This is a genomic window from Methylotenera sp. G11, assembly GCF_000799735.1.
Classification (GTDB): Bacteria; Pseudomonadota; Gammaproteobacteria; order Burkholderiales; family Methylophilaceae; genus Methylotenera.
Genome location: NZ_JUHH01000001.1, coordinates 1,028,889 through 1,048,178, shown reverse-complemented (window position 1 = coordinate 1,048,178; position 19,290 = coordinate 1,028,889). Strand labels below are relative to the sequence as shown.

General features: G+C 51.1%; 19 protein-coding genes. 10 read left to right on the top strand and 9 right to left on the bottom strand.

The genetic code is table 11. The features are described 5' to 3' along the window. Nucleotides 1-46 precede the first annotated feature (46 nt). The 7 genes from GQ51_RS04765 to xseA all read right to left on the bottom strand — a co-directional run bounded on the left by GQ51_RS04765 (nucleotide 47) and on the right by xseA (nucleotide 7,226). Nucleotides 47-436, bottom strand: a complete 390-nt coding sequence (locus GQ51_RS04765; RefSeq protein ID WP_047550438.1) for a GxxExxY protein — start codon at nucleotides 434-436, stop codon at nucleotides 47-49. Nucleotides 437-452: 16 nt separating this feature from the next. Further along, nucleotides 453-1,598 carry a succinyl-diaminopimelate desuccinylase gene (dapE, locus tag GQ51_RS04760; RefSeq protein WP_047550435.1) on the bottom strand — a complete coding sequence of 382 codons (1,146 nt, stop codon included), beginning with the start codon at nucleotides 1,596-1,598 and terminating at the stop codon, nucleotides 453-455. A gap of 44 nt (nucleotides 1,599-1,642) precedes the next feature. Next, nucleotides 1,643-1,993 (bottom strand): ArsC family reductase, encoded by a 351-nt coding sequence (locus GQ51_RS04755; protein ID WP_047550432.1) that lies wholly within the window; start codon nucleotides 1,991-1,993, stop codon nucleotides 1,643-1,645. A gap of 136 nt (nucleotides 1,994-2,129) precedes the next feature. Next, nucleotides 2,130-2,957 (bottom strand): 2,3,4,5-tetrahydropyridine-2,6-dicarboxylate N-succinyltransferase, encoded by an 828-nt coding sequence (gene dapD / locus GQ51_RS04750; protein WP_047550430.1) that lies wholly within the window; start codon nucleotides 2,955-2,957, stop codon nucleotides 2,130-2,132. Between the two features lie 165 nt (nucleotides 2,958-3,122). Then, entirely contained in the window at nucleotides 3,123-3,962 is an 840-nt protein-coding gene (locus GQ51_RS04745) for a M48 family metallopeptidase (protein WP_200884398.1), read from the bottom strand. A gap of 109 nt (nucleotides 3,963-4,071) precedes the next feature. Next, entirely contained in the window at nucleotides 4,072-5,958 is a 1,887-nt protein-coding gene (locus GQ51_RS04740) for a potassium transporter Kup (protein ID WP_047550427.1), read from the bottom strand. Between the two features lie 116 nt (nucleotides 5,959-6,074). Beyond that, nucleotides 6,075-7,226, bottom strand: a complete 1,152-nt coding sequence (gene xseA, locus GQ51_RS04735) for an exodeoxyribonuclease VII large subunit (protein WP_235276228.1) — start codon at nucleotides 7,224-7,226, stop codon at nucleotides 6,075-6,077. 130 nt (nucleotides 7,227-7,356) lie between these two features. Between xseA and GQ51_RS04730 the strand changes: the two genes are divergently transcribed. The 8 genes from GQ51_RS04730 to GQ51_RS04695 all read left to right on the top strand — a co-directional run bounded on the left by GQ51_RS04730 (nucleotide 7,357) and on the right by GQ51_RS04695 (nucleotide 14,591). Continuing rightward, nucleotides 7,357-7,848: a disulfide bond formation protein B gene (locus tag GQ51_RS04730; RefSeq protein WP_047553897.1), complete on the top strand. Its 492-nt coding sequence runs from the start codon at nucleotides 7,357-7,359 to the stop codon at nucleotides 7,846-7,848. Nucleotides 7,849-7,886: 38 nt separating this feature from the next. Further along, nucleotides 7,887-8,774, top strand: a complete 888-nt coding sequence (cysM, locus tag GQ51_RS04725) for a cysteine synthase CysM (RefSeq protein WP_047550421.1) — start codon at nucleotides 7,887-7,889, stop codon at nucleotides 8,772-8,774. A gap of 303 nt (nucleotides 8,775-9,077) precedes the next feature. Continuing rightward, complete coding sequence (locus GQ51_RS04720; protein WP_235276165.1) at nucleotides 9,078-10,688, top strand: hypothetical protein; 1,611 nt, start codon at nucleotides 9,078-9,080, stop codon at nucleotides 10,686-10,688. Nucleotides 10,689-10,802: 114 nt separating this feature from the next. Further along, the gene (locus GQ51_RS04715; protein WP_047553891.1) at nucleotides 10,803-10,994 is read left to right on the top strand and encodes a hypothetical protein; all 192 of its coding nucleotides are present in this window, start codon (nucleotides 10,803-10,805) and stop codon (nucleotides 10,992-10,994) included. A gap of 27 nt (nucleotides 10,995-11,021) precedes the next feature. Further along, on the top strand, nucleotides 11,022-11,438 hold the full coding sequence (locus GQ51_RS04710) for a YdbL family protein (RefSeq protein ID WP_047550418.1): 417 nt from the start codon (nucleotides 11,022-11,024) through the stop codon (nucleotides 11,436-11,438). A gap of 9 nt (nucleotides 11,439-11,447) precedes the next feature. Next, nucleotides 11,448-12,221, top strand: a complete 774-nt coding sequence (locus tag GQ51_RS04705) for a 3'-5' exonuclease (protein ID WP_047550415.1) — start codon at nucleotides 11,448-11,450, stop codon at nucleotides 12,219-12,221. A 167-nt stretch (nucleotides 12,222-12,388) separates the two neighbouring features. After that, nucleotides 12,389-13,753: a 23S rRNA (uracil(1939)-C(5))-methyltransferase RlmD gene (rlmD, locus tag GQ51_RS04700; protein WP_047550412.1), complete on the top strand. Its 1,365-nt coding sequence runs from the start codon at nucleotides 12,389-12,391 to the stop codon at nucleotides 13,751-13,753. A gap of 139 nt (nucleotides 13,754-13,892) precedes the next feature. After that, nucleotides 13,893-14,591 (top strand): OmpW/AlkL family protein, encoded by a 699-nt coding sequence (locus GQ51_RS04695; RefSeq protein WP_047550409.1) that lies wholly within the window; start codon nucleotides 13,893-13,895, stop codon nucleotides 14,589-14,591. Between the two features lie 172 nt (nucleotides 14,592-14,763). Here the strand turns inward: GQ51_RS04695 and hemN are convergent, their stop codons facing one another. Further along, complete coding sequence (gene hemN, locus GQ51_RS04690; RefSeq protein WP_081987090.1) at nucleotides 14,764-16,218, bottom strand: oxygen-independent coproporphyrinogen III oxidase; 1,455 nt, start codon at nucleotides 16,216-16,218, stop codon at nucleotides 14,764-14,766. 235 nt (nucleotides 16,219-16,453) lie between these two features. Here hemN and fnr point away from each other — a divergent pair, with 235 nt between their 5' ends. After that, nucleotides 16,454-17,188, top strand: a complete 735-nt coding sequence (fnr, locus tag GQ51_RS04685; protein WP_047550406.1) for a fumarate/nitrate reduction transcriptional regulator Fnr — start codon at nucleotides 16,454-16,456, stop codon at nucleotides 17,186-17,188. A 42-nt stretch (nucleotides 17,189-17,230) separates the two neighbouring features. Further along, the gene (locus GQ51_RS04680) at nucleotides 17,231-18,079 is read left to right on the top strand and encodes a radical SAM protein (RefSeq protein ID WP_047550403.1); all 849 of its coding nucleotides are present in this window, start codon (nucleotides 17,231-17,233) and stop codon (nucleotides 18,077-18,079) included. Between the two features lie 81 nt (nucleotides 18,080-18,160). Here GQ51_RS04680 and GQ51_RS04675 read toward each other — a convergent pair whose 3' ends face one another. Further along, a complete protein-coding gene (locus tag GQ51_RS04675) occupies nucleotides 18,161-19,045 on the bottom strand; it encodes a universal stress protein (protein WP_047550401.1) in 885 nt (294 codons plus the stop codon). Nucleotides 19,046-19,290 lie beyond the last annotated feature (245 nt).

Here is a 19,290-nt window from a genome sequence, read left to right as displayed (position 1 = left end):
ATTTAAACCGCCGATAAACGCCGATGAACGCCGATAAAAACTGATATTAGAATTGATTGACTATGCGTCTGATCTCTACTTTCGGATTGCCAAAGTTAATCAGTAAACAAACAGACAAGTTTGTAGCCTTAAGATAATTCATGCATTGTGCTTGGTGAACTGTATCTAGTCCCTTGCATGCCTTAAGTTCAACAATAATTAAGTTATTCACGATAATGTCAGCAGTAAAATCGCCGACTATAATGTTTTGATATAAAACATGCAGATTTTGCTGCTGCTTTAATTCTAACCCTGCGTTTATAAGATCAATGCATAAAGCATTTTCATAAACTTTTTCTACAAACCCATTGCCTAGTGAATTACTGACTTTGTAGGCACACCCAATGATTTTCTGGCTGATTTCATCAAGGAGGATTTTGTTTTTATCGGCGTGCATCGGCGTTAATCGGCGGTTAACTGGTTTTTAGTAACTTTTCCATCGTCAATTTATAAGTTTCTTTCAGTGGTTCGATATCCGCTACACCCACGCACTCATTGAGTTTATGTATCGTCGCATTTAAAGGACCGAATTCAATCACTTGTTTGCAGATGTCTGCAATAAAGCGGCCATCCGAAGTGCCACCGGTGGTGGATAGCTCGGGTGATACGCCGTAAGCCTGCTCGATAGCTTCGCTGATGGCGTCCACCAGATTGCCGCGCGGCGTGATGTAAGGCGGTGAGTATTCCCACTCCAGCGTGTAGTCAAGTTCGTGCTTGTCTAAAATGGCATGCACACGTGATTTTAAATTGGCTTCGGTGCTGCCTGCGCCGTCAAGCTCAGGGCAGAATCTGAAGTTGAACAGGATTTCCACTTCGCCCGGTACTACGTTGGTGGCGCCGGTGCCGCCGTTCATGTTGGAAATCTGCCATGAAGTGGGGGGGAAGTATTCGTTCCCGTTGTCCCAGACCGTTTCTACCATGTCTTTGATGGCAGGTGCTGCCATATGGATAGGGTTCTTCACCAGATGCGGGTAGGCGATGTGGCCTTGCAGGCCTTTCACCACCAGCTTGCCCGAGAGCGAACCGCGGCGGCCGTTCTTGATCATATCGCCAACCACTTTGTTGCTGGTGGGTTCACCTACGATGCAGTAGTCAAAATGTTCATTACGCGCTTTGAGTGCTTCAACCACTTTTACCGTGCCGTCCACTGCCACGCCTTCTTCATCAGAGGTGATCAGCAGGCCAATGGAGCCTGGATGGTCAGGATTCTCTGCCACGAACTCTTCGATACTGGTGACAAATGCAGCGAGAGAAGTTTTCATGTCGGCTGCACCGCGTGCGTAAAGCATGCCGTCTTTAATCGTGGGCTCAAACGGCGGTGTATGCCATTTATCCAAGGGGCCGGTAGGTACGACATCAGTATGGCCTGCGAACACCAGCAACGGGCCGCTGCTGCCGCGGCGTGCGTACAGGTTATCTACATTGCCAAAACGCATGCGTTCGATTTTGAAACCCAGAGGTTCCAGGCGTGAAATCATCAGCTCCTGGCAGCCGGCGTCTTCAGGGGTGTTGGATTGGCGTTTGAGCAGGTCGATTGCTAGTTCTAGAGTTTTGGTCATAATTTAATTGGCCACAGATGAACACAGATACACACGGATAGGATCTATTGAGTAAGAAGACGCTGGTAGTCACTCTCACTAAAGCCCAGCGCAAGTATTTGTTGGTCTTTTTCAAGAATGGGGCGTTTAATCACTGAGGTTTTTGCCTGCATTAAAGCTGTTGCAGACGCATTGTCGGTAATGCCGGATTTTGTTGCTTCATCCAGACCGCGCCAGGTGAGCCCGGCACGGTTGATGAGTTTTTCCCAGGGATGTTGCGTCAGCCAGTTGTTGATGGTGGCTTCGTCGATTCCCTGTTTTTTGAAGTCGTGAAATTCGTAAGTGATATGATTGGCATCCAGCCAGTCGCGGGCTTTTTTAACGGTGTTGCAGTTAGGGATGCCATAGAGCTTCATATTCTAACCCTTATGAACCGTAGCGAGCGCAGACAAGACGCGAAGGTGAGCGAGCAACGACGAGACCGTACAAATAGTACGGCGAGGAGTCGCACAGTGAAACCGACAAAGTATTGTCAAGCGCAGTAGGTTCATTTTAGATGCCACGTAATAGTTCGTTGATACCTACTTTGCCTAAAGTTTTAGCATCTACCTTTTTCACGATCACAGCGCAGTACAGGCTGTAGCTGCCGTCTTTAGATGGCAGGTTGCCGGAAACCACCACTGAGCCGGCAGGTACGCGGCCGTAGAATACCTCACCGGTTTCACGGTCGTAGATTTTGGTGGATTGGCCAATGTAAACGCCCATGGAAATCACACAGTTGTCTTCAACCACTACACCTTCAACCACTTCAGAACGCGCGCCGATGAAGCAGTTGTCACCGATGATGGTAGGGCCAGCCTGTACTGGTTCCAGCACGCCGCCGATACCTACGCCGCCGCTCAAGTGCACGTTCTTGCCGATTTGTGCGCATGAACCAACCGTTGCCCAAGTATCTACCATGGTGCCTTCGCCCACGTTAGCGCCGATGTTGACATATGAAGGCATCAGCACTGCGTTTTTGCCGATGAATGAACCGCGGCGCACGATAGCGTTTGGCACCACGCGGAAACCGCCGGCTTTGAAGTCTTCTTCAGTATAGTTGGCGAATTTTGGCGGTACTTTATCAAAGTATTTAGTCACGCCGTCGTCCATCAGCACATTGTCTTCCAGACGGAATGACAGTAACACCGCTTTTTTCAGCCATTGGTGCGTTTCCCATTGCTGCGTATCGCCAATGCGGCTGGCAACGCGCAGTTTGCCGCTGTCCAGATCCGCCAGCACTGAGGCTACCGTTGATTTGATTTCTGCTGATGCGTTAGTTGGGTTGATGTTTGCGCGGTCTTCAAACGCGGCTTCGATAATGCTTTGACGTGGATCCATAGTAAAAGTCTCTACTTAAAATTGAGTTGGTAATTGGTTAAATTCAATAATCCGTTATTTTAACTCAAACAGCGCTATCGCCCAAAAATAAAGCATCAAAAATAAAGCGCACGGCATTACTGCCATGCGCTTTGATGAATTCAGCCTGCGTATGTGCCGGATTGCTTATTTGCCGGCTTTTGCCGCCTCATACAGTGGCCTGACTTTAGGGCTTAATGCACGTAATTCGGCGATGCGATTTTCACTGGCGGGGTGGGTGCTCAGGAACTCCGGCGGTTTAGAGCCGCCCTGTGCTTCCATCTTCTGCCACAGGCTTACCGCGGCATCCGGGTTGTAACCCGCGCGTGCGGCGAGTTCAAGGCCGATTCTGTCTGATTCACGTTCCTGTTCGCGGCTGTTCGGCAATGCGAAAAACAGCTGCGAGCCCATGCCGGCCGCCTGAACCGATGCATTACCTACCGCCGTACTTGTGCCTTTTGAAATGACGGCCCCCAGCGCTTGCAGGCCGAATTGCTGTACATAAGCCTGTGACATGCGTTCGCGGCCATGTTCGCGCAGGGCGTGGGCGATTTCGTGCCCGATGACAGCCGCCAGTTCATCGTCTGTCGCCTTGAGTTTTTCTATCAAGCCGGAATACACCATGATTTTGCCGCCAGGCATGCAGTAGGCATTGAGCTGGTCATTCTTCTCTACGTTGACTTCCCAGTTCCATTTGGTGGCATCGGCTCTGAAAACGCCCACTTTGCTGATGAGTCTGTTGGAGATTTTACGCACGCGGTCAAGCTCTGTCTTGTCTGCATTCAGCGCCTGTTTCTGCTGGGCGGTGGTCAGGGTCTGGGCGTAAGCCTGGCTTGACATATCGGTCACGTAAGAGGCGGGCAGAAGCATGAACTGCGAGCGTTTGACGCCTGCTACGCTGTCGTTGGTGGTGGTGGCGCAACTGCTGATCTGTGTTGCCAGTATGGCCGCCAGGGTGATTTTCTTGAATGAGAATATTGTTTTCATTTTTATACTCCGTATGAGTGAACAGAAGTCTAACGTTCTACGATCAAGATCGGTTGATCTCGATCGTAAGGGATTCTCAAATCAGTTTTAAAGTACTCTCTACAGTTTTTTAGAATGATACTTGTGCACCAAGTTCCACTACGCGGTTTGGCGGCAATTGAAACTGGTTGGTAATCGTTTCTGCGCTCCTGAACAAGCCGGTAAAAATCTTTTTACGCCAGAACGCCATGCCTGGGTTTCTGTTTGCAATCAGGTTTTCTTTGCCGATGAAATACGAGTTGCTCATTTCATCCAGCTCCAGCCCTTTACCAGCGCAAAGCTTGAGGTCTCTTGGCAGATCCGGTTCATCTTTAAAGCCGTAAAGTACCGATACTTTATAGAATTCATGGCCAAGCGCACCCACCTCTACGCGGTCTTCAATCGGCGCATGGGGGATATCGAGGAACTTGACTGTAAGCAGCACCACTTTTTCATGCAGCACCTTGTTATGTTTAAGGTTGTGCAGCATGGCATGCGGCACGCCGTCCGGGTTCGGCGTCATGAATATGGCGTTGCCGGCAACGCGGGTAGGCGGATGCGCCCCTACTGCTTCAATGAATGGCTCCAGTGCCATTGCTTCGTTCTTGAGATGGGCGTAGAGAATGGTGCGGCCGGTTTTCCAGGTCAGCATCAGTGTGAAAATAATGATGCCGATCACTAGCGGCACCCAGCCGCCGTCCGGGATTTTAAGTATATTGGCGGTAAAGAAGGCTAAATCTATGGTCAGGAACAACACTACCAGGCTGATGGTGCGCGCCTTGCTCCAGCCCCACAGGTAGTGGAACACGATGCCGGCCAGCAATGTGGTGATTACCATGTCGCCTGTTACGGCAATCCCGTAAGCTGCCGCCAGGTCTCCTGAAGACTGGAAGCCGATCACCAGTGTCATCACTGCGAGCATCAGCCCCCAGTTTACACGTGGCATGTATACCTGCCCCTGATGGCTTTCCGAGGTGTGTTCAACGTGCATGCGCGGCAGGTAGCCTAGCTGCAGCGCCTGACGTGAAACCGAGAACGCCCCGGTGATTACGGCCTGCGATGCAATGACAGCGGCTAAGGTAGCCAGTATGATCATCGGGAACAGCATCCAGTCCGGTGCGAGCAGGTAAAACGGGTTTTTTACCGATTCCGGGTGCTGCAGCACCAGGGCGCCCTGGCCAAAATAGTTGAGTATCAGTGCCGGTAATACGAAACCGAACCATGCGAGGCGGATAGGAAACCTGCCGAAGTGACCCATGTCGGCATATAAGGCTTCTGCGCCGGTCACCGCCAGCACGACTGCACCCAGTGCCACAAATGCAATCCATGGGCTGGTTTCAAAGAAAGCGATTGCATAAAGCGGATTGAGCGCATTCAGGATGACCGGATAGTTCAAAACCTCCAGCAGGCCTAATACGCCCAGCGTACCGAACCACAGCAGCATGATCGGGCCGAATAGCGCGCCTACTGTCGCAGTGCCTTTGCTTTGCGCCCAGAACAGCACGAACAGGACAAGCAGCGTGATGGGCAGGATGAGCGGGTGCAGCACCGGTGCTGCAAGTTCCAGGCCTTCAATGGCGGATAATACTGAAATGGCAGGAGTGATCATGCCATCTGCATAAAACATGCAGGCACCTAAAATGCCCAGCAGCATGATGATGCGCTGCTTTTTCTCGCTGTCGTCAGCCGAGCTGCGGCTTGCCAGCGCAAGCAGCGCCATAATGCCGCCTTCGCCGCGGTTATCGGCGCGCATGATGAACGCGACGTATTTGATGGATACCACCATGATCAGCGCCCATACGATCAGCGACAGAATGCCGAACATATTGGCTTCGGTGAGGGGAACCGGATGCATACCCACGGAAAATACTTCTTTGATGGTGTACAGCGGGCTAGTGCCGATATCGCCGAAGACTACGCCCAGCGCGGCGAGCGTAAGTGCTGAGAGCTTTGTTTTATTGCCAGAGGGGGGTGACATTAAAATGTGAAATATTTAAATTGAGATTGCTATTATCAACCAATTCATAGGGCATACCAACATATTTTTGCGCCTGCAATATAGAACTTGCTCTTGCTGAAAGCGTGCGTAAAAATTTAACGATGTACTTTATTGATTACGGCATCAGCCGAGCCCGTTCCGAAAGTCAGCCTGACTTCATCACCCTGGTGCAAGCCATCGCTGCTGCTCACAATGCTGCCCTTGGCATCCTGCACAAATGCATAGCCGCGCGTGAGCACCGCCTGTGGGTTAAGGTGCTGCAGGTTCTGGCTTAGGCGCAGCAGGGTTTGCTGCCTGGTTTTGAGCTGTTGGTTCGCGGCGTTATCCAAACGGCGCGTGATTTGCAGCAGCTGCAGTTTCTGCTGCTCGATCTGCTGTGACGGTGAAACGAGCCTGCGTGCCAGAAAGTCCAGCGCCTGCGTCCGCTGGTTCAGCAGGAATTGCAGATTCCTGGCAAGCTGCAGTTTTACCTGCTTGAGCGAATTTAACAAAGCCTCGCGCGATGGCGTTGCCAGCTCTGCAGCCGCAGTGGGCGTGGCTGCGCGCATATCGGCAGCAAAATCGCAGATGGTAAAGTCGGTTTCATGGCCCACGCCGCTGATCGTAGGGATTGCGCATGCGGCAATCGCACGTGCGACAATTTCTTCGTTGAATTGCCACAGGTCTTCAATGCTGCCGCCGCCCCGGCAGATAATCAGCACATCGCATTCAGCACGTGCATTGGCGGTATTGATTGCATTGGCAATCAGCTCCGCAGCGCCTTTGCCCTGTACTGGTGTCGGGTAAATGATCACGGGAATATTGGGCATGCGGCGCCTGAGTGTGGTTAGTACGTCCCTGAGCGCGGCAGCATCCGCCGAGGTGATGATGCCGACCTGTTTGGGGTGCCTGGGGATAGGCCGTTTGCTGGCTTCGTTAAACAGGCCTTCCAGCGCCAGTTTGTTTTTTAGCCGCTCAAAGGCTTCAAACAGAGCACCCAGCCCCGCGCGCTGCACGAATTCAACCGTGAGTTGAAAGTCTCCGCGTGCCTCGTACAGGGTGACGGTACAGCGAGCTTCAATTTTGTCACCTTCGCGCGGCATAAAATCGACATAGCTGTTGCGGCCTTTGAACATCACGCAGCGCACCTGGGCTCCGGAGTCTTTCAGCGAGAAATACCAGTGACCGCTTGCAGCACGTGTAAAGTTGGAAACTTCACCGGAAACCCAGAATAGCGGAAAGCTTTGCTCCAGCACATTACGCGCCATGCGGTTGAGCTCACTCACAGTGATTACTTTTGTAGATGCTGAATTTGCTGTGAAGTCTGTCAATACTGGCTCGCTTAATGGATGATCTGGGTTAAAATGCCTGATCCTAGATTATATCGCGATGAATATGATGCTTAATAAATTTATTGTCGGTCGTGCCGGCTATCTGATTGGCTTTCTGGCATGCTTTGGCCTCGTGGGCCTGGCGCTGTGGATACAGACGCAATACAACCTGGAACCATGTCCGCTCTGCATTTCGCAGCGTATCGTGTTTATGGTGCTTGGCATCCTGTTCCTGCTTGCCGCGCTGGTGCCAAAATTCCCAAGGTTCTTTGCCGCATTGCAGGTGCTGGCAGCGTTAGGCGGTGCTGGCGTAGCAATCCGCCATTGGTGGATCCAGGCACATCGCGAGAGCATTCCTGCTGATTGCGGCGTAGGTTTTGATTACATGTTTGAGAATTTTCCATTAAAAAAAGCGCTGACGCTGGTATTCAGGGGCACAGGGGATTGCGCGGCAATCGACTGGACTTTCCTGGGGCTGACGATTCCGCAGCTGTCACTGATTGCATTCATTGGCTTTGGCGCATTCGCGTTGTATTTAGCCAGATTAAATAAAAAATAAGCTGAACAGCCCTGAATTAAGAATTAGAGAAAGATTTCATGTATAAAACGATAGACGATTTTGTCGGCAACACGCCGCTGGTCAAGTTGCAGCGCATGGCGGGCAATACCAGCAATACGATTCTGCTGAAACTGGAAGGCAACAATCCGGCGGGTTCGGTCAAAGACCGGCCTGCGTACTCAATGATCGCCCGGGCGGAGGCGCGCGGCGATATCAAGCCGGGTGATACGCTGATTGAGGCTACGAGCGGCAATACCGGCATTGCACTGGCGATGGTGGCAGCGATGCGCGGTTATAAAATGATTCTGGTCATGCCTGAAAACCAAAGCCAGGAACGCCGCCAGAGCATGAAAGCCTATGGTGCTGAGTTAGTGCTTACCCCGAAAGACGGCAGCATGGAGCTTGCGCGTGATGTGGCGCTGAAAATGCAGGCCGAAGGTGAGGGCATCGTGCTGGATCAGTTCGGCAACCTGGATAATCCGCTTGCACATTATGAAGGCACGGGCCCGGAAATCTGGCGTGATACTGAAGGCAAGGTCACGCATTTCGTATCCAGCATGGGCACTACCGGTACCATCATGGGCACCTCACGTTTCCTGAAGGAACAGAATCCGGACATACGCGTGATCGGCGTACAGCCTGAGGAGGGGGCGCAAATCCCGGGCATCCGCAAATGGCCGGAAGAATACATGCCTAAAATCTACGACCCCAGGCGTGTGGATGAGTTGATTTACGTGAGCCAGAAAGATGCGGAAAATACCACGCGCAAGCTCGCGGCACAGGAAGGTATTTTTGCCGGCATTTCCTCTGGCGGGGCGTTGCATGCTGCATTACAGCTATCGAAGCGCGTGGAGAACGCTGTGATCGTGACTATTGTGTGCGACAGGGGCGACCGCTATCTATCAACGGGTGTGTTTCCGGCATGATTATGGATAGTTGGTAAAAAGCGCTCACCGCCGATGCACGCCGATAAACGCCGATGGTTTAATGCTGTATGTGATAGCCGTGTTTTATCTGCGTTCATCTGCGTTTATCGGCGGTTAATAATTTTTTTATTATTAAGTCACAGCGTTGCCGCTCATGCAATAAGCGATATTTCAATCTCCGCCGAGCGCCTTGAAAATGCTCAGGTGGATGTTAAAAACCTGGCGCTGAGACTCAATCTTGATAAACCTGTCCTGCGCTTGCAGTCGACTGCGGCGGTAAAGCAAAAGTCCCAGGTAGATTGGATGCAGTTCCAATTGGATTGTGACCTGATGAAAGGTCACGACAAACCAGCTTCAGGACAGGCGATGATGGATTGCAGGCAGGGCTTGCTTGAATCTTCGCACGTAAAGCTGCCATTTGCATTACGCGTAAATGAGCTGTTCCTGAAATATTCCCCGCATCTTGATGCCAGCATACAGTTCAAGAATGCCAGTTTCAGTGATGAAGCCGGCTTGCATGCAGCTGAAAAACTTAATGCCACATTGGATATTGCGTTAAAGCAGTCTGCTGATGCATGGTTATGGCAGGGCAAGGTGGATTGGCAATCGGGCGAGGTGTTCTGGCAGCCCTTTTACATCGCCAGTGGCGGGCATCAGCTTGCCGCCAGTGGCAAGCTGGCAAATGGGCTGCTGACTGTCGACAGCGCACACCTGAAAGTCAAGGATGTGGGAGAGCTGGATGCCAGCGGGCAGTTGGACATCAAAGATTTCAAACTGGTGAATTTGAATGCCAGCCTGCCAAGCCTCAATCTGGCTACGGCTTACCCGGTGTTTTTTAAACCCATGCTGGAAAAAACAGCGTTTGCGAATGCAGATGTCAGCGGATTTGCCGCGCTAAAGGTGGAACTGCAGGATTCTGAACCCAGGGTGTTCGAATTGGTTTTAAATGATGTGGATATTGCGGACAGGGACCAAAAGTTCTCCTTTTACAAAGTGAACGCCCAACTGCCATGGAGCTATGATGTTGCCCACACCGTCAGCTTTAGTTATGAAAGTGGTGAGCTGTTAAGCCTGCCTTTGGGCAAAACCAATATACAGGCGCAGGTGGATCGTTACTCACTGACCGCGCCGGACATTAAGTTGCCTATTCTGGATGGTGCCCTGCATCTGACCAACATCTCTGCATCACGCCGGGCTGGCCAATGGTACTGGCATTTGGGCGCCAAACTGGATGCTATTTCCATGGAAGATTTCAGCACGCGCCTGAAATTGCCGAAGATGCAGGGTAAAGCTTCAGCCGAAATTCCTTTGGTGACTTATGCTGCGGGCACTTTAACCACAGACGGCAGTATCGTGCTGAATGTATTCAACGGTACGGCAACGGTCACGCAGCTTACCATGCAGACCCCGCTGGGTATTGCTCCCAAGCTTAATGCAGACATTGCCTTGCGCAACCTGGACCTGGGTGTGTTGACCAGTACCTACTCTTTTGGCGCGATTGAAGGTAAGCTCGATGGTGATATCAAAGGCCTGGAATTGCAGAACTGGAAGCCGGTAAAGTTTGATGCAGTAGTGCAGAGCAGTCCGGGGAAATATCCAAAGAAAATATCACAGCGCGCGGTTGAAAATATCTCGGCTTTGGGCGGCGGCGGTGCAGCAGCAGCCGTGCAACGCAGCTTTTTGCGATTCTTCGAACAATTCAATTATGGCAAAATGGGGTTGAGCTGCCGCCTGCGCAATGATATTTGTGAAATGGGCGGGGTCGAGTCAACGCCGCATGGGTATGTGATCGTTAAAGGAAGCGGAATCCCCGCAATCACAGTGATGGGGTACAATGAAACTGTAGGCTGGAGCGAATTGCTGGCGCGTATCAAGCGCGTGACCGATGGCAACAGCAAGGCCATTGTGCGGTAACGGTGCGGTAACAGTGCGGTGCCCGCGCCAAATGATTGGTGCGGCGGTTTGTACTGAACAAAGATTGCAGTAGCCTGCCTGAATAAGCAGATATTTAGAATAAAAGGATAAATGATGAAAAATTGGATGCTAGGTTTAGCATTGGTGTGTGTGATACCGGCATGTGTCACGATCAATATTTATTTCCCTGCCGCGGCTGCAGAAAAAGCGGCGGACAAGATCATTGACGATGTCTGGCAGCTGAAAAATGGTGCCGGGAAGCCTGCCGTTAACAAAGAAGAGCCAGCAGCTCCGTCTGCTCAATAATCCTGAGTTTATATAAAAGGAATCATGATGAAAAAGATATTACTAGGCTTGGTGTTGCTGGCCACATTGATCGGTAGCCAGTTCGTTGCAGCTGCCGCTGATCTGGAAGTAAACACCCCGGCCATTTCCGCAATTAAGAACAGCATGCAGGCGCGTCATGCGCAGCTTGGGGCTTTCTATGCCAGCGGTGCGATTGGCTTAACCAAGGATGGCCTGATCGCGGTAAAAGATGCCAATGCCGTGCCATTGGCGCAGCGTGGCGCATTGACCGGCCTGGTCAAAGATGAAAATGCCGACCGCAGCAGGTTATATAAGGAAATTGCCGTGGCGAATGGCCACCCTGAGTGGCAGGCTGAAATACAAAGCACTTTTGCCGGACGCTGGATAGATAAAGCGCAATCCGGCTGGTGGGTACAGGGTGCCGGCGGCTGGACGCAGAAATAAGCTCATCGTATGACACCTACTTTAGTCTTTGATATAGAGACGATCCCTGATGTCAGTGGCTTGCGTGCTTTGCTGGATTTGCCGCTGGAGACCACGGACGAGGACGTCGCCAATATAGCCCTGCATCAGCGCCGGCAGCAGAATGGCACGGAGTTCCTGCCTTTGCATCAGCATCGTATCTGTGCGATTTCATGTGCCTTGCGGGAAGGCAGCCACTTTAAAGTGTGGACGCTTGGGGATGCGGATTCGTCAGAAGCGGAAATCATCCAGCGTTTTTTTGACGGCATCGAGAAATACACGCCGCAGATCATTTCATGGAATGGCGGCGGCTTTGATCTGCCGGTGCTGCATTATCGCGGCTTGATTCATGGTATTAACGCCAGCCGCTACTGGGATCTGGGTGAAGATGACAAAGAGTTCAAGTGGAACAACTATATCAGCCGCTACCATACGCGCCATCTGGACTTGATGGACCTGATGGCGATGTTCAATGCGCGCGCCAACGCACCGCTGGATGACCTGGCAAAGTTATGCGGCTTTCCCGGCAAGCTGGGTATGGATGGCAGCAAAGTGTGGGATGCCTACAAGGCAGGGCAGGTACAGGAAATCCGCAATTACTGTGAAACTGATGTCGCCAATACGCATCTGGTTTATTTGCGCTTTCAGTTGATGCGCGGCCACTTGACGCCTGCCGCTTATGAGGCTGAGGTTAAGCTGGTGCGTGATACGCTGGCAGCTTACACCGCACCGCACTGGTCAGAGTTTTTGTCTGCCTGGAAATAAGGCGGGTCATTTTTCCTGCCCAACCAAGCTTGCCATTACAGCGCTTGTGGTTCCACTATTTGCTATTGGGTAAGTCAACAAATGTGATTGTCCGATGTCGTTATTACGATCATTTTGTAAAACATTCGGGTTAAAATCACGCCTTGCATTCAATCACAGGTTTTTTTATGGCACGTCGTTCGCGCAGTCGCAATCCCATTCCGCAAGTCTTTGAAGTTAAACAGGCCGTTATCGAATCGCTGGATCAGGAAGGTCGGGGCGTTGCCCATGTCGACGGCAAAACGGTGTTTATTGATGGCGCATTGACGAATGAAAGAGTGACTTTCCAGTCGCATCATGTCAAGCCGACTTATGAGGTTGCCAATGTGGTTGATGTGCTGAAGCAGTCCAATCAGCGGGTTACCTCAAAGTGCGGGCATTTCGGCAAGTGCGGCGGTTGCAAGCTGCAGCATCTTGACTTTGCGGCGCAAGTCGCAGCAAAACAGAGGCTGCTCGAAAAAGACCTCTGGCATATCGGTAAAGTGAAAGCCGAAAATATGCTGCCGCCATTATATGGGCCTACCTGGGGCTATCGCCATAAAGCCAGGTTGAGCGTCAAATATGTCGAAAAGAAACAGCGCGTTTTGGTCGGGTTCAATGAGAAATCTACACGCTTCGTGGCGGACATGAATTCATGTGAAGTGCTGGTGCCGGAGGTTTCCGCCTTGATCGAGCCGTTGCAGCACCTGATATTGCAATTAAGCCTCAAGGATAAAATTCCGCAGATCGAGCTGGCCGTTGGTGAGGCCGTGGAGGGTAAGCCGGTGATCGTGCTGATATTGCGCATCATGGGGCCGTTGACCGCGCAGGATGAGGCCTTGCTGAAATCTTTTGCAGATGCACATGCCGTGCAAGTCTGGACGCAAAGCAAAGGGCCGGACACAATCAAACCTTTCTATCCGCTTGGTGGTGCTGCGCTGCAATATAGCCTGCCGGAGTTCGGCCTGAAATATCCATTCAAACCTAATGAATTCACGCAGGTGAACCCGCAAATCAATCAGGTCATGATACGCCGGGCGATGCAATTGCTGGCTCCGCAAGCCAGCGACAGGATCGCGGATTTCTTTTGCGGCATCGGTAACTTTACATTGCCGATAGCGCGCAGCGGTGCCCATGTGCTCGGGCTGGAAGGGCTGGCTAACCTGGTAGAACGTGCCAATGAAAGTGCGCAATTGAACAGCATTCGCAATGTTGAGTTCGGCGTTTCCGATTTATTTAAAATGACGTCGGAAGCACTGACCGGATTAGGCCATTTTGACAAATGGCTGATCGATCCTCCGCGTGATGGCGCATATGAGCTGGTCAAGTCACTGGATGCAGGCAACCGTCCGCAGCGCATTGTCTACGTGTCCTGCAATCCGGCTACGCTGGCGCGCGATGCCGGCGAGCTGGTCAATGAAAAAGGCTACCTGCTGAAAGCCGCAGGCGTCATCAATATGTTTCCGCACACGGCGCATGTGGAGTCAATCGCGCTGTTCGAGTTAAAGGCGTGAAACTGTGTTGCATAAAAACAACATGTAGTGTTTAGCTGTTGTCGATTTGATGCAAATCAAATTGGCCGTATTTGGCCACTTTTATAATTACCCCAATCGAATTGGGTTTATTTAATTATTTTAAGTGGAGAGTACATAAATGAAAAAATCTTTATTAGTGTTGGCGTTAGCCGCTGCCTTTACGCCGATGTTGGCTCAGGCTGAAGCCGGCGATTGGGTAGTACGTCTGCGTGCAACCAATGTTAATCCGAGTGAGAGCAGTAAGTTGGGTGAAAAAACAAATGCTGCGTACGGCTCAGCTACGCTTTCACAAACACTGTATGGCAGCAACTCTGCTAATCTGGAAGTGGATAGCAATACTATTCCTGAGCTTGATATTTCTTATTATTTTACAAAAAATATTGCTGCCGAATTGATTTTAGCTTTGGGTACAAAGCATGATGTAGATTCATCAGGTAATGGTGTAAAGCATAAATTAGGCGAGGTTAATCTCCTTCCGCCAACTTTAACCTTGCAATGGCACTTTAATCCAGACCAAACATTTGATCCTTATGTAGGTGCCGGTATTTCATATATTCGCGCGATGGATAATGGCTTGAATTACGAAGGCGTTGCGCCAATTCGTATTGATCGCAATTCATGGGGTCCAGCTTTGCAAGCCGGTGTAGATATTAACCTTACTGATCGCTGGTTGTTGAACTTGGATGTGAAGAAAATCTGGTTTGATACTGATGTTAAGTTGGATGGAGCTGTGCTTGGCGCTCCAGGTTATAGAAAAATCGATAACTTGGACATTGATCCATGGGTAGTCAGCGTTGGTTTTGGTAAAAAGTTCTAATCATAACTGGTTGAGAGTTTAAGTCCCTCTTAATTGATACGAATCTAGAGCTCCACATTAGCCCCTGTTTAATCAGCAGGGGTTTTTTTTTATGCTCGTTCAGTTTTCCTTGCAAGCAAAAAGGCCTTGTTGGGTTGTTATTCCAACAAGGCCTTATTTTGTGATTTGTAAGTTAGATGATTTTTGAGAAGCGTGCGCGGTTGCGGTCGGTCTGCAAGTATCGATCAAACAGCATGGCAATCGCACGTACAAAGAACCAGCCGAAGTCTGTTACCTGGATCCCGCCATTTTCCAGTACCAGCATGCCTGAGCTTTCCAGCTCTTTCAGCGCTTCTAATTCAGTGGTGAAGTAGCTCTTGAAATCAATCATGTACGCAAGTTCGATGGATTCGTATTGCAGCGATCCTTGGCACATCAGCGCCATGATGACTGCGCGACGCACCAGGTCATCACGTGACAGGGCAAGGCCGCGTACAACCGGGAAACGTCCCTGGTTGAGGAAATCGTAATATTCTTCAAGCGTTTTTGCATTCTGGCTGTAAGTCGCACCAATACGGCCGATTGAGGAAACGCCAAGCCCGATGAGGTCGCAATCGGGTTGTGTACTGTAGCCCTGGAAATTACGATGCAGCCTTCCCTGGCGTTTAGCAATCGCCAGAGCATCAGTGGGCAGGGCAAAATGGTCCATGCCGATATAGACGTAACCGGCTTCGACAAAGGTTGCGAGGGCATTGGAAAGCATGGCGATCTTATCTGATGCGGCCGGCAGCTCGTAGCTGTCGATACGGCGCTGGGGTTTGAAGCGCTCCGGTAGGTGCGCATAAGCGTAGAGCGCTATTCTTTCCGGTCTGAGTGCCACAACTTGCTCTAATGTCTTTTTAAATGATGCTGAAGTCTGTTTCGGCAAGCCATAAATCAAATCCACATTGACTGAATCAAACTTAAGGGCACGGGCAGCCTCTACCAGGGAGAATACCTGCTCGGCAGGCTGAATACGGTGCACGGCTTTCTGCACTTCAGGATCAAAGTCCTGTACGCCGAAACTCAGGCGGTTAAAGCCCAGGGAGGCAATATGTGCAAGACGCTGCGCATCTACGGTGCGCGGGTCGATTTCTATAGAGTATTCGCCGCCTGGTGCCAGCGTAAAGCTGCGCTTGATGATGGACATCAGCTCACTGAGTTCATGGTCACTGAAAAAAGTAGGGGAGCCGCCGCCAAGGTGCAGTTGCGAGATCGTCTGCCCGGTACCCAGATGCTGCACATGCAGGTCGATCTCTTTGCTTAGGTAGCCAAGGTACTCGACGCTGCGCTCGTGGTGTTTGGTGATGATTTTGTTACATGCACAGTAAAAACAAAGGTTTTCACAAAAGGGGATATGCACGTAAATTGAAAGCGGCAATGCTAAGCCGCCTACACGCCTTTGATTCAGCGTCAGCTTGTATTCTTCTTCGGTGAAGGCTTCCACGAAGCGATCGGCTGTCGGGTAAGAGGTATAGCGCGGCCCGCTCACATCAAACTTCTGTATCGTTTCCGGTGTCAGCAGGGAAAGTGCGCTGTTTATGTTCGCGACCAGTTTACCATTGTTAACATCTGTGCTGATAAATTCTGCGGGGCTATTTGCTATCATCAATCGACTCCTAATCTAGGTTTGGACTTTGACAGATATGGGTCAGGAAAACTTTGATGCAAGTCAAATTAACGCTTAAATGGTTAACAACAGCGCAGGCCCGCAGCCGGGAGTGCCAAATGAGTGTTTGCTACTATATTATTCATTTTGATAGACTTAGCACTGGCAACCGAAGTACGAAAGCGGTATCCTTAGTTCCATTGTGTTAGAGTCCCATCGTGTTAATTAAAATTATATGCAACCTTCTTTAAATACGCTCGAAGGCCTGAAAGTCGCCTGTTCAAATTGTAATCTTCGTGAGCTTTGCATGCCTACCGGCTTTAATGCGGATGAAATGCAGAAGCTGGATGAAGTTGTAGAGAAACGCCGCCGTGTGAAACAGGGGGATGCCTTATTCAGCAGCGGTGAAACATTCACTTCGCTTTATGCGATTCGCACCGGCTTTTTTAAAACCTGCGTCATCAGCGAGGATGGCCGCGAGCAGGTGACCGGTTTCCAGATGGCAGGTGAAATCATTGGTATGGACGGCATCGTCAGCGATCATCACAATTGCAGCGCAGTCGCACTTGAAGACGCAGAAGTGTGTGTGATGCCGTTTTCGGATATCGAAGTGCTTTCGCGCGAGCTGCCCGGCCTGCAGCGGCATGTGCACAAAATCATGAGCCGTGAAATTGTGCGCGAGAATGGCGTGATGATGCTGCTGGGTAATATGCGCGCAGAAGAGAGGCTTGCTGCATTCCTGCTGAATCTGGTGCAGCGCCTGCATGCGCGGGGGTTATCGCAATCTGAACTGGTACTGCGCATGACGCGCGAAGAGATCGGCAGCTACCTTGGCTTGAAGCTTGAGACGGTCAGCCGCGCTTTTTCGAAGTTCAGCGAAGACGGCATTATTGAAGTGAAACAGCGCTATGTCAAAATATTGGCACCTGACGCGCTGAAGAAAATATTCAATCCGCAGACTTACTATTAGCAAGCAATTCACGCTTGCTGAAATCACATTAAAGATCGCCATATGTCGTTAGAAGGACATCTCACCCCTGCCAATCATAACCGTGACGTGATCGGCATGCGCTATATCTACCCTGTTGTTTCGCGCCGTGCCGGCGGAGTTTCGATAGGTATCAACCTGAATGTCAATAATGCATGTAACTGGCGCTGTATCTATTGTAATGTGCCTGACCTGACCCGCGGTTCACCTGAACCCATCGAGCTTGATGTTCTGGAGCGGGAGTTGCGCGCTTTCCTGGATGATGTCCTGCATGGTGATTTTATGCAGCGGCATGTGCATGAGGCTGACCGGCATTTGAAAGATGTTGCGTTTTCGGGTAACGGCGAGCCGACAAGTGCAAAAGAGTTTCCGCAAGTGCTGGACCTGGTTGAGAAAGTGCTGGGTGAGTATGGCCTGTTAGGCAGCATCAAAGTGCGCCTGATTACTAACGGCAGCCTGATGGATAAGCCGCAGGTGCTGGACAGCATGCGGCACCTGGCGAAGTGTAATGGTGAAGTATGGTTCAAGGTAGATGCCGGTACCAAAGAAGGTATTGCCCGCATCAACGATGTTAACCTGAATCCGCAAAGCCACATCCAGCGGCTTGCGAGCTGTGCGGCTGCCTGCCCTACGTTTATACAGACCTGCATGTTCGGCCTGGATGGCCATGCCCCAGGCGAAGAAGATGTCCTGGCTTACCTGGCACTCATCAGCCAGGTTAAGGATGTGATCAAAGGCGTTCACCTTTACGGGCTGGCTCGGCTTTCGCTGCAGCCGGAATCCAGCAGGTTGACGCGCTTGTCGCCCGCGTGGCTGGAGTCAATGGCGCAGCGTATACGCCAGCTGGGAATTACCGTATATGTCAGCCCGTAGGGTAGCGTGGATTTGCGGGGGCTGACTATGCGGGTGTGCCGGGTTGCAGCGTAGCGCTAGTTTATGGCGCTGGCCGGCGCATCAGTGATTCAGCAGCACATCGCAGTCCGCGGCATAGGCAATGCCTTTGCTGACACTGCCAAGTAACCATTCTTCGACATTCTTCCTGTTATGTTTGCCGATCACGATCAAGTCTGCATGTAGCGATTTTGCCCTTTCGCATATGGCTTCCGGCGGATAGCCGCTCAGTATCTGCCGCGACATGTGGCTGCTGTTCTGCGCGCTTAATATGGCGTCCAGCTTATGTTCTGCCTGTGCCAGTGCTTTGGCGCGATATTCGGCCAGCAGGGCTTCATCCATCCCGGCTTTATACATGTGCGCTTCCTGGTTGCTGTCAAAAATCAACAACAGCTCTATTTTTGCGGTGGGGGCAATCATGTTGGCCAGGGCAGGCACTTCAGATGAGCCAGTGGACAGGTCTACGGCTGCAACGACCTGCCGATAGGTCTGCACGGAAGTACTCTTGCCTTTGACTATCATCACCGGGCATCTGGCGATTTTTAATAAACGCAGCGCGGTGGAACCAATCAGTTTGGCCAGTAGCGAGTTTTCCCCTTGCGCCCCGGCCACGATCAATCCGGCATTGGAAGATGCTGCATAGCTTGCGATTTCAGTATGGGCGCGGCCGATACGGTTACAGGTATGAACCTTTACCGAGAATTGTTTGTGCAGCTGCTCAGCCAGTGTTTCCAGTTGTATCTTGATGGTTTGCTGCTGCGCCTGCTGATAGTGCATCTGAAAGTCATAGGATAGCTCTGAGCCTACATAGAGGTCGAGCGGATGCACGATATGAATCAGGTGCAGTTCTGCGCCGAATTCCTGTGCAAGTAATGCCGCGCGGGTTGTGGCCGCATTGGCCGGACCGGAAAAATCAGTAGCAGCTACGATGTGTTGGATTTTTTGCATAGCGCGCTCCTAATACAATAAACGATTGCAAGGTACCCTGTGACCAGTGTATTCCGATAATAAATTTTTATCAAATACGATCTGTGTCCGCCAGCATGGCCTTTGGCGGCATGTTTTCATGGATTACAGAACCCGTTGGCCGGCGGTAGCTGCGGTGGGCTTCCATGATGCTTTTCCGGCAGTCCTGATGATGGTGGTGTACGGGCATTTGTAAATGCAGAACCGGAACAGCGGCACGCTATTGA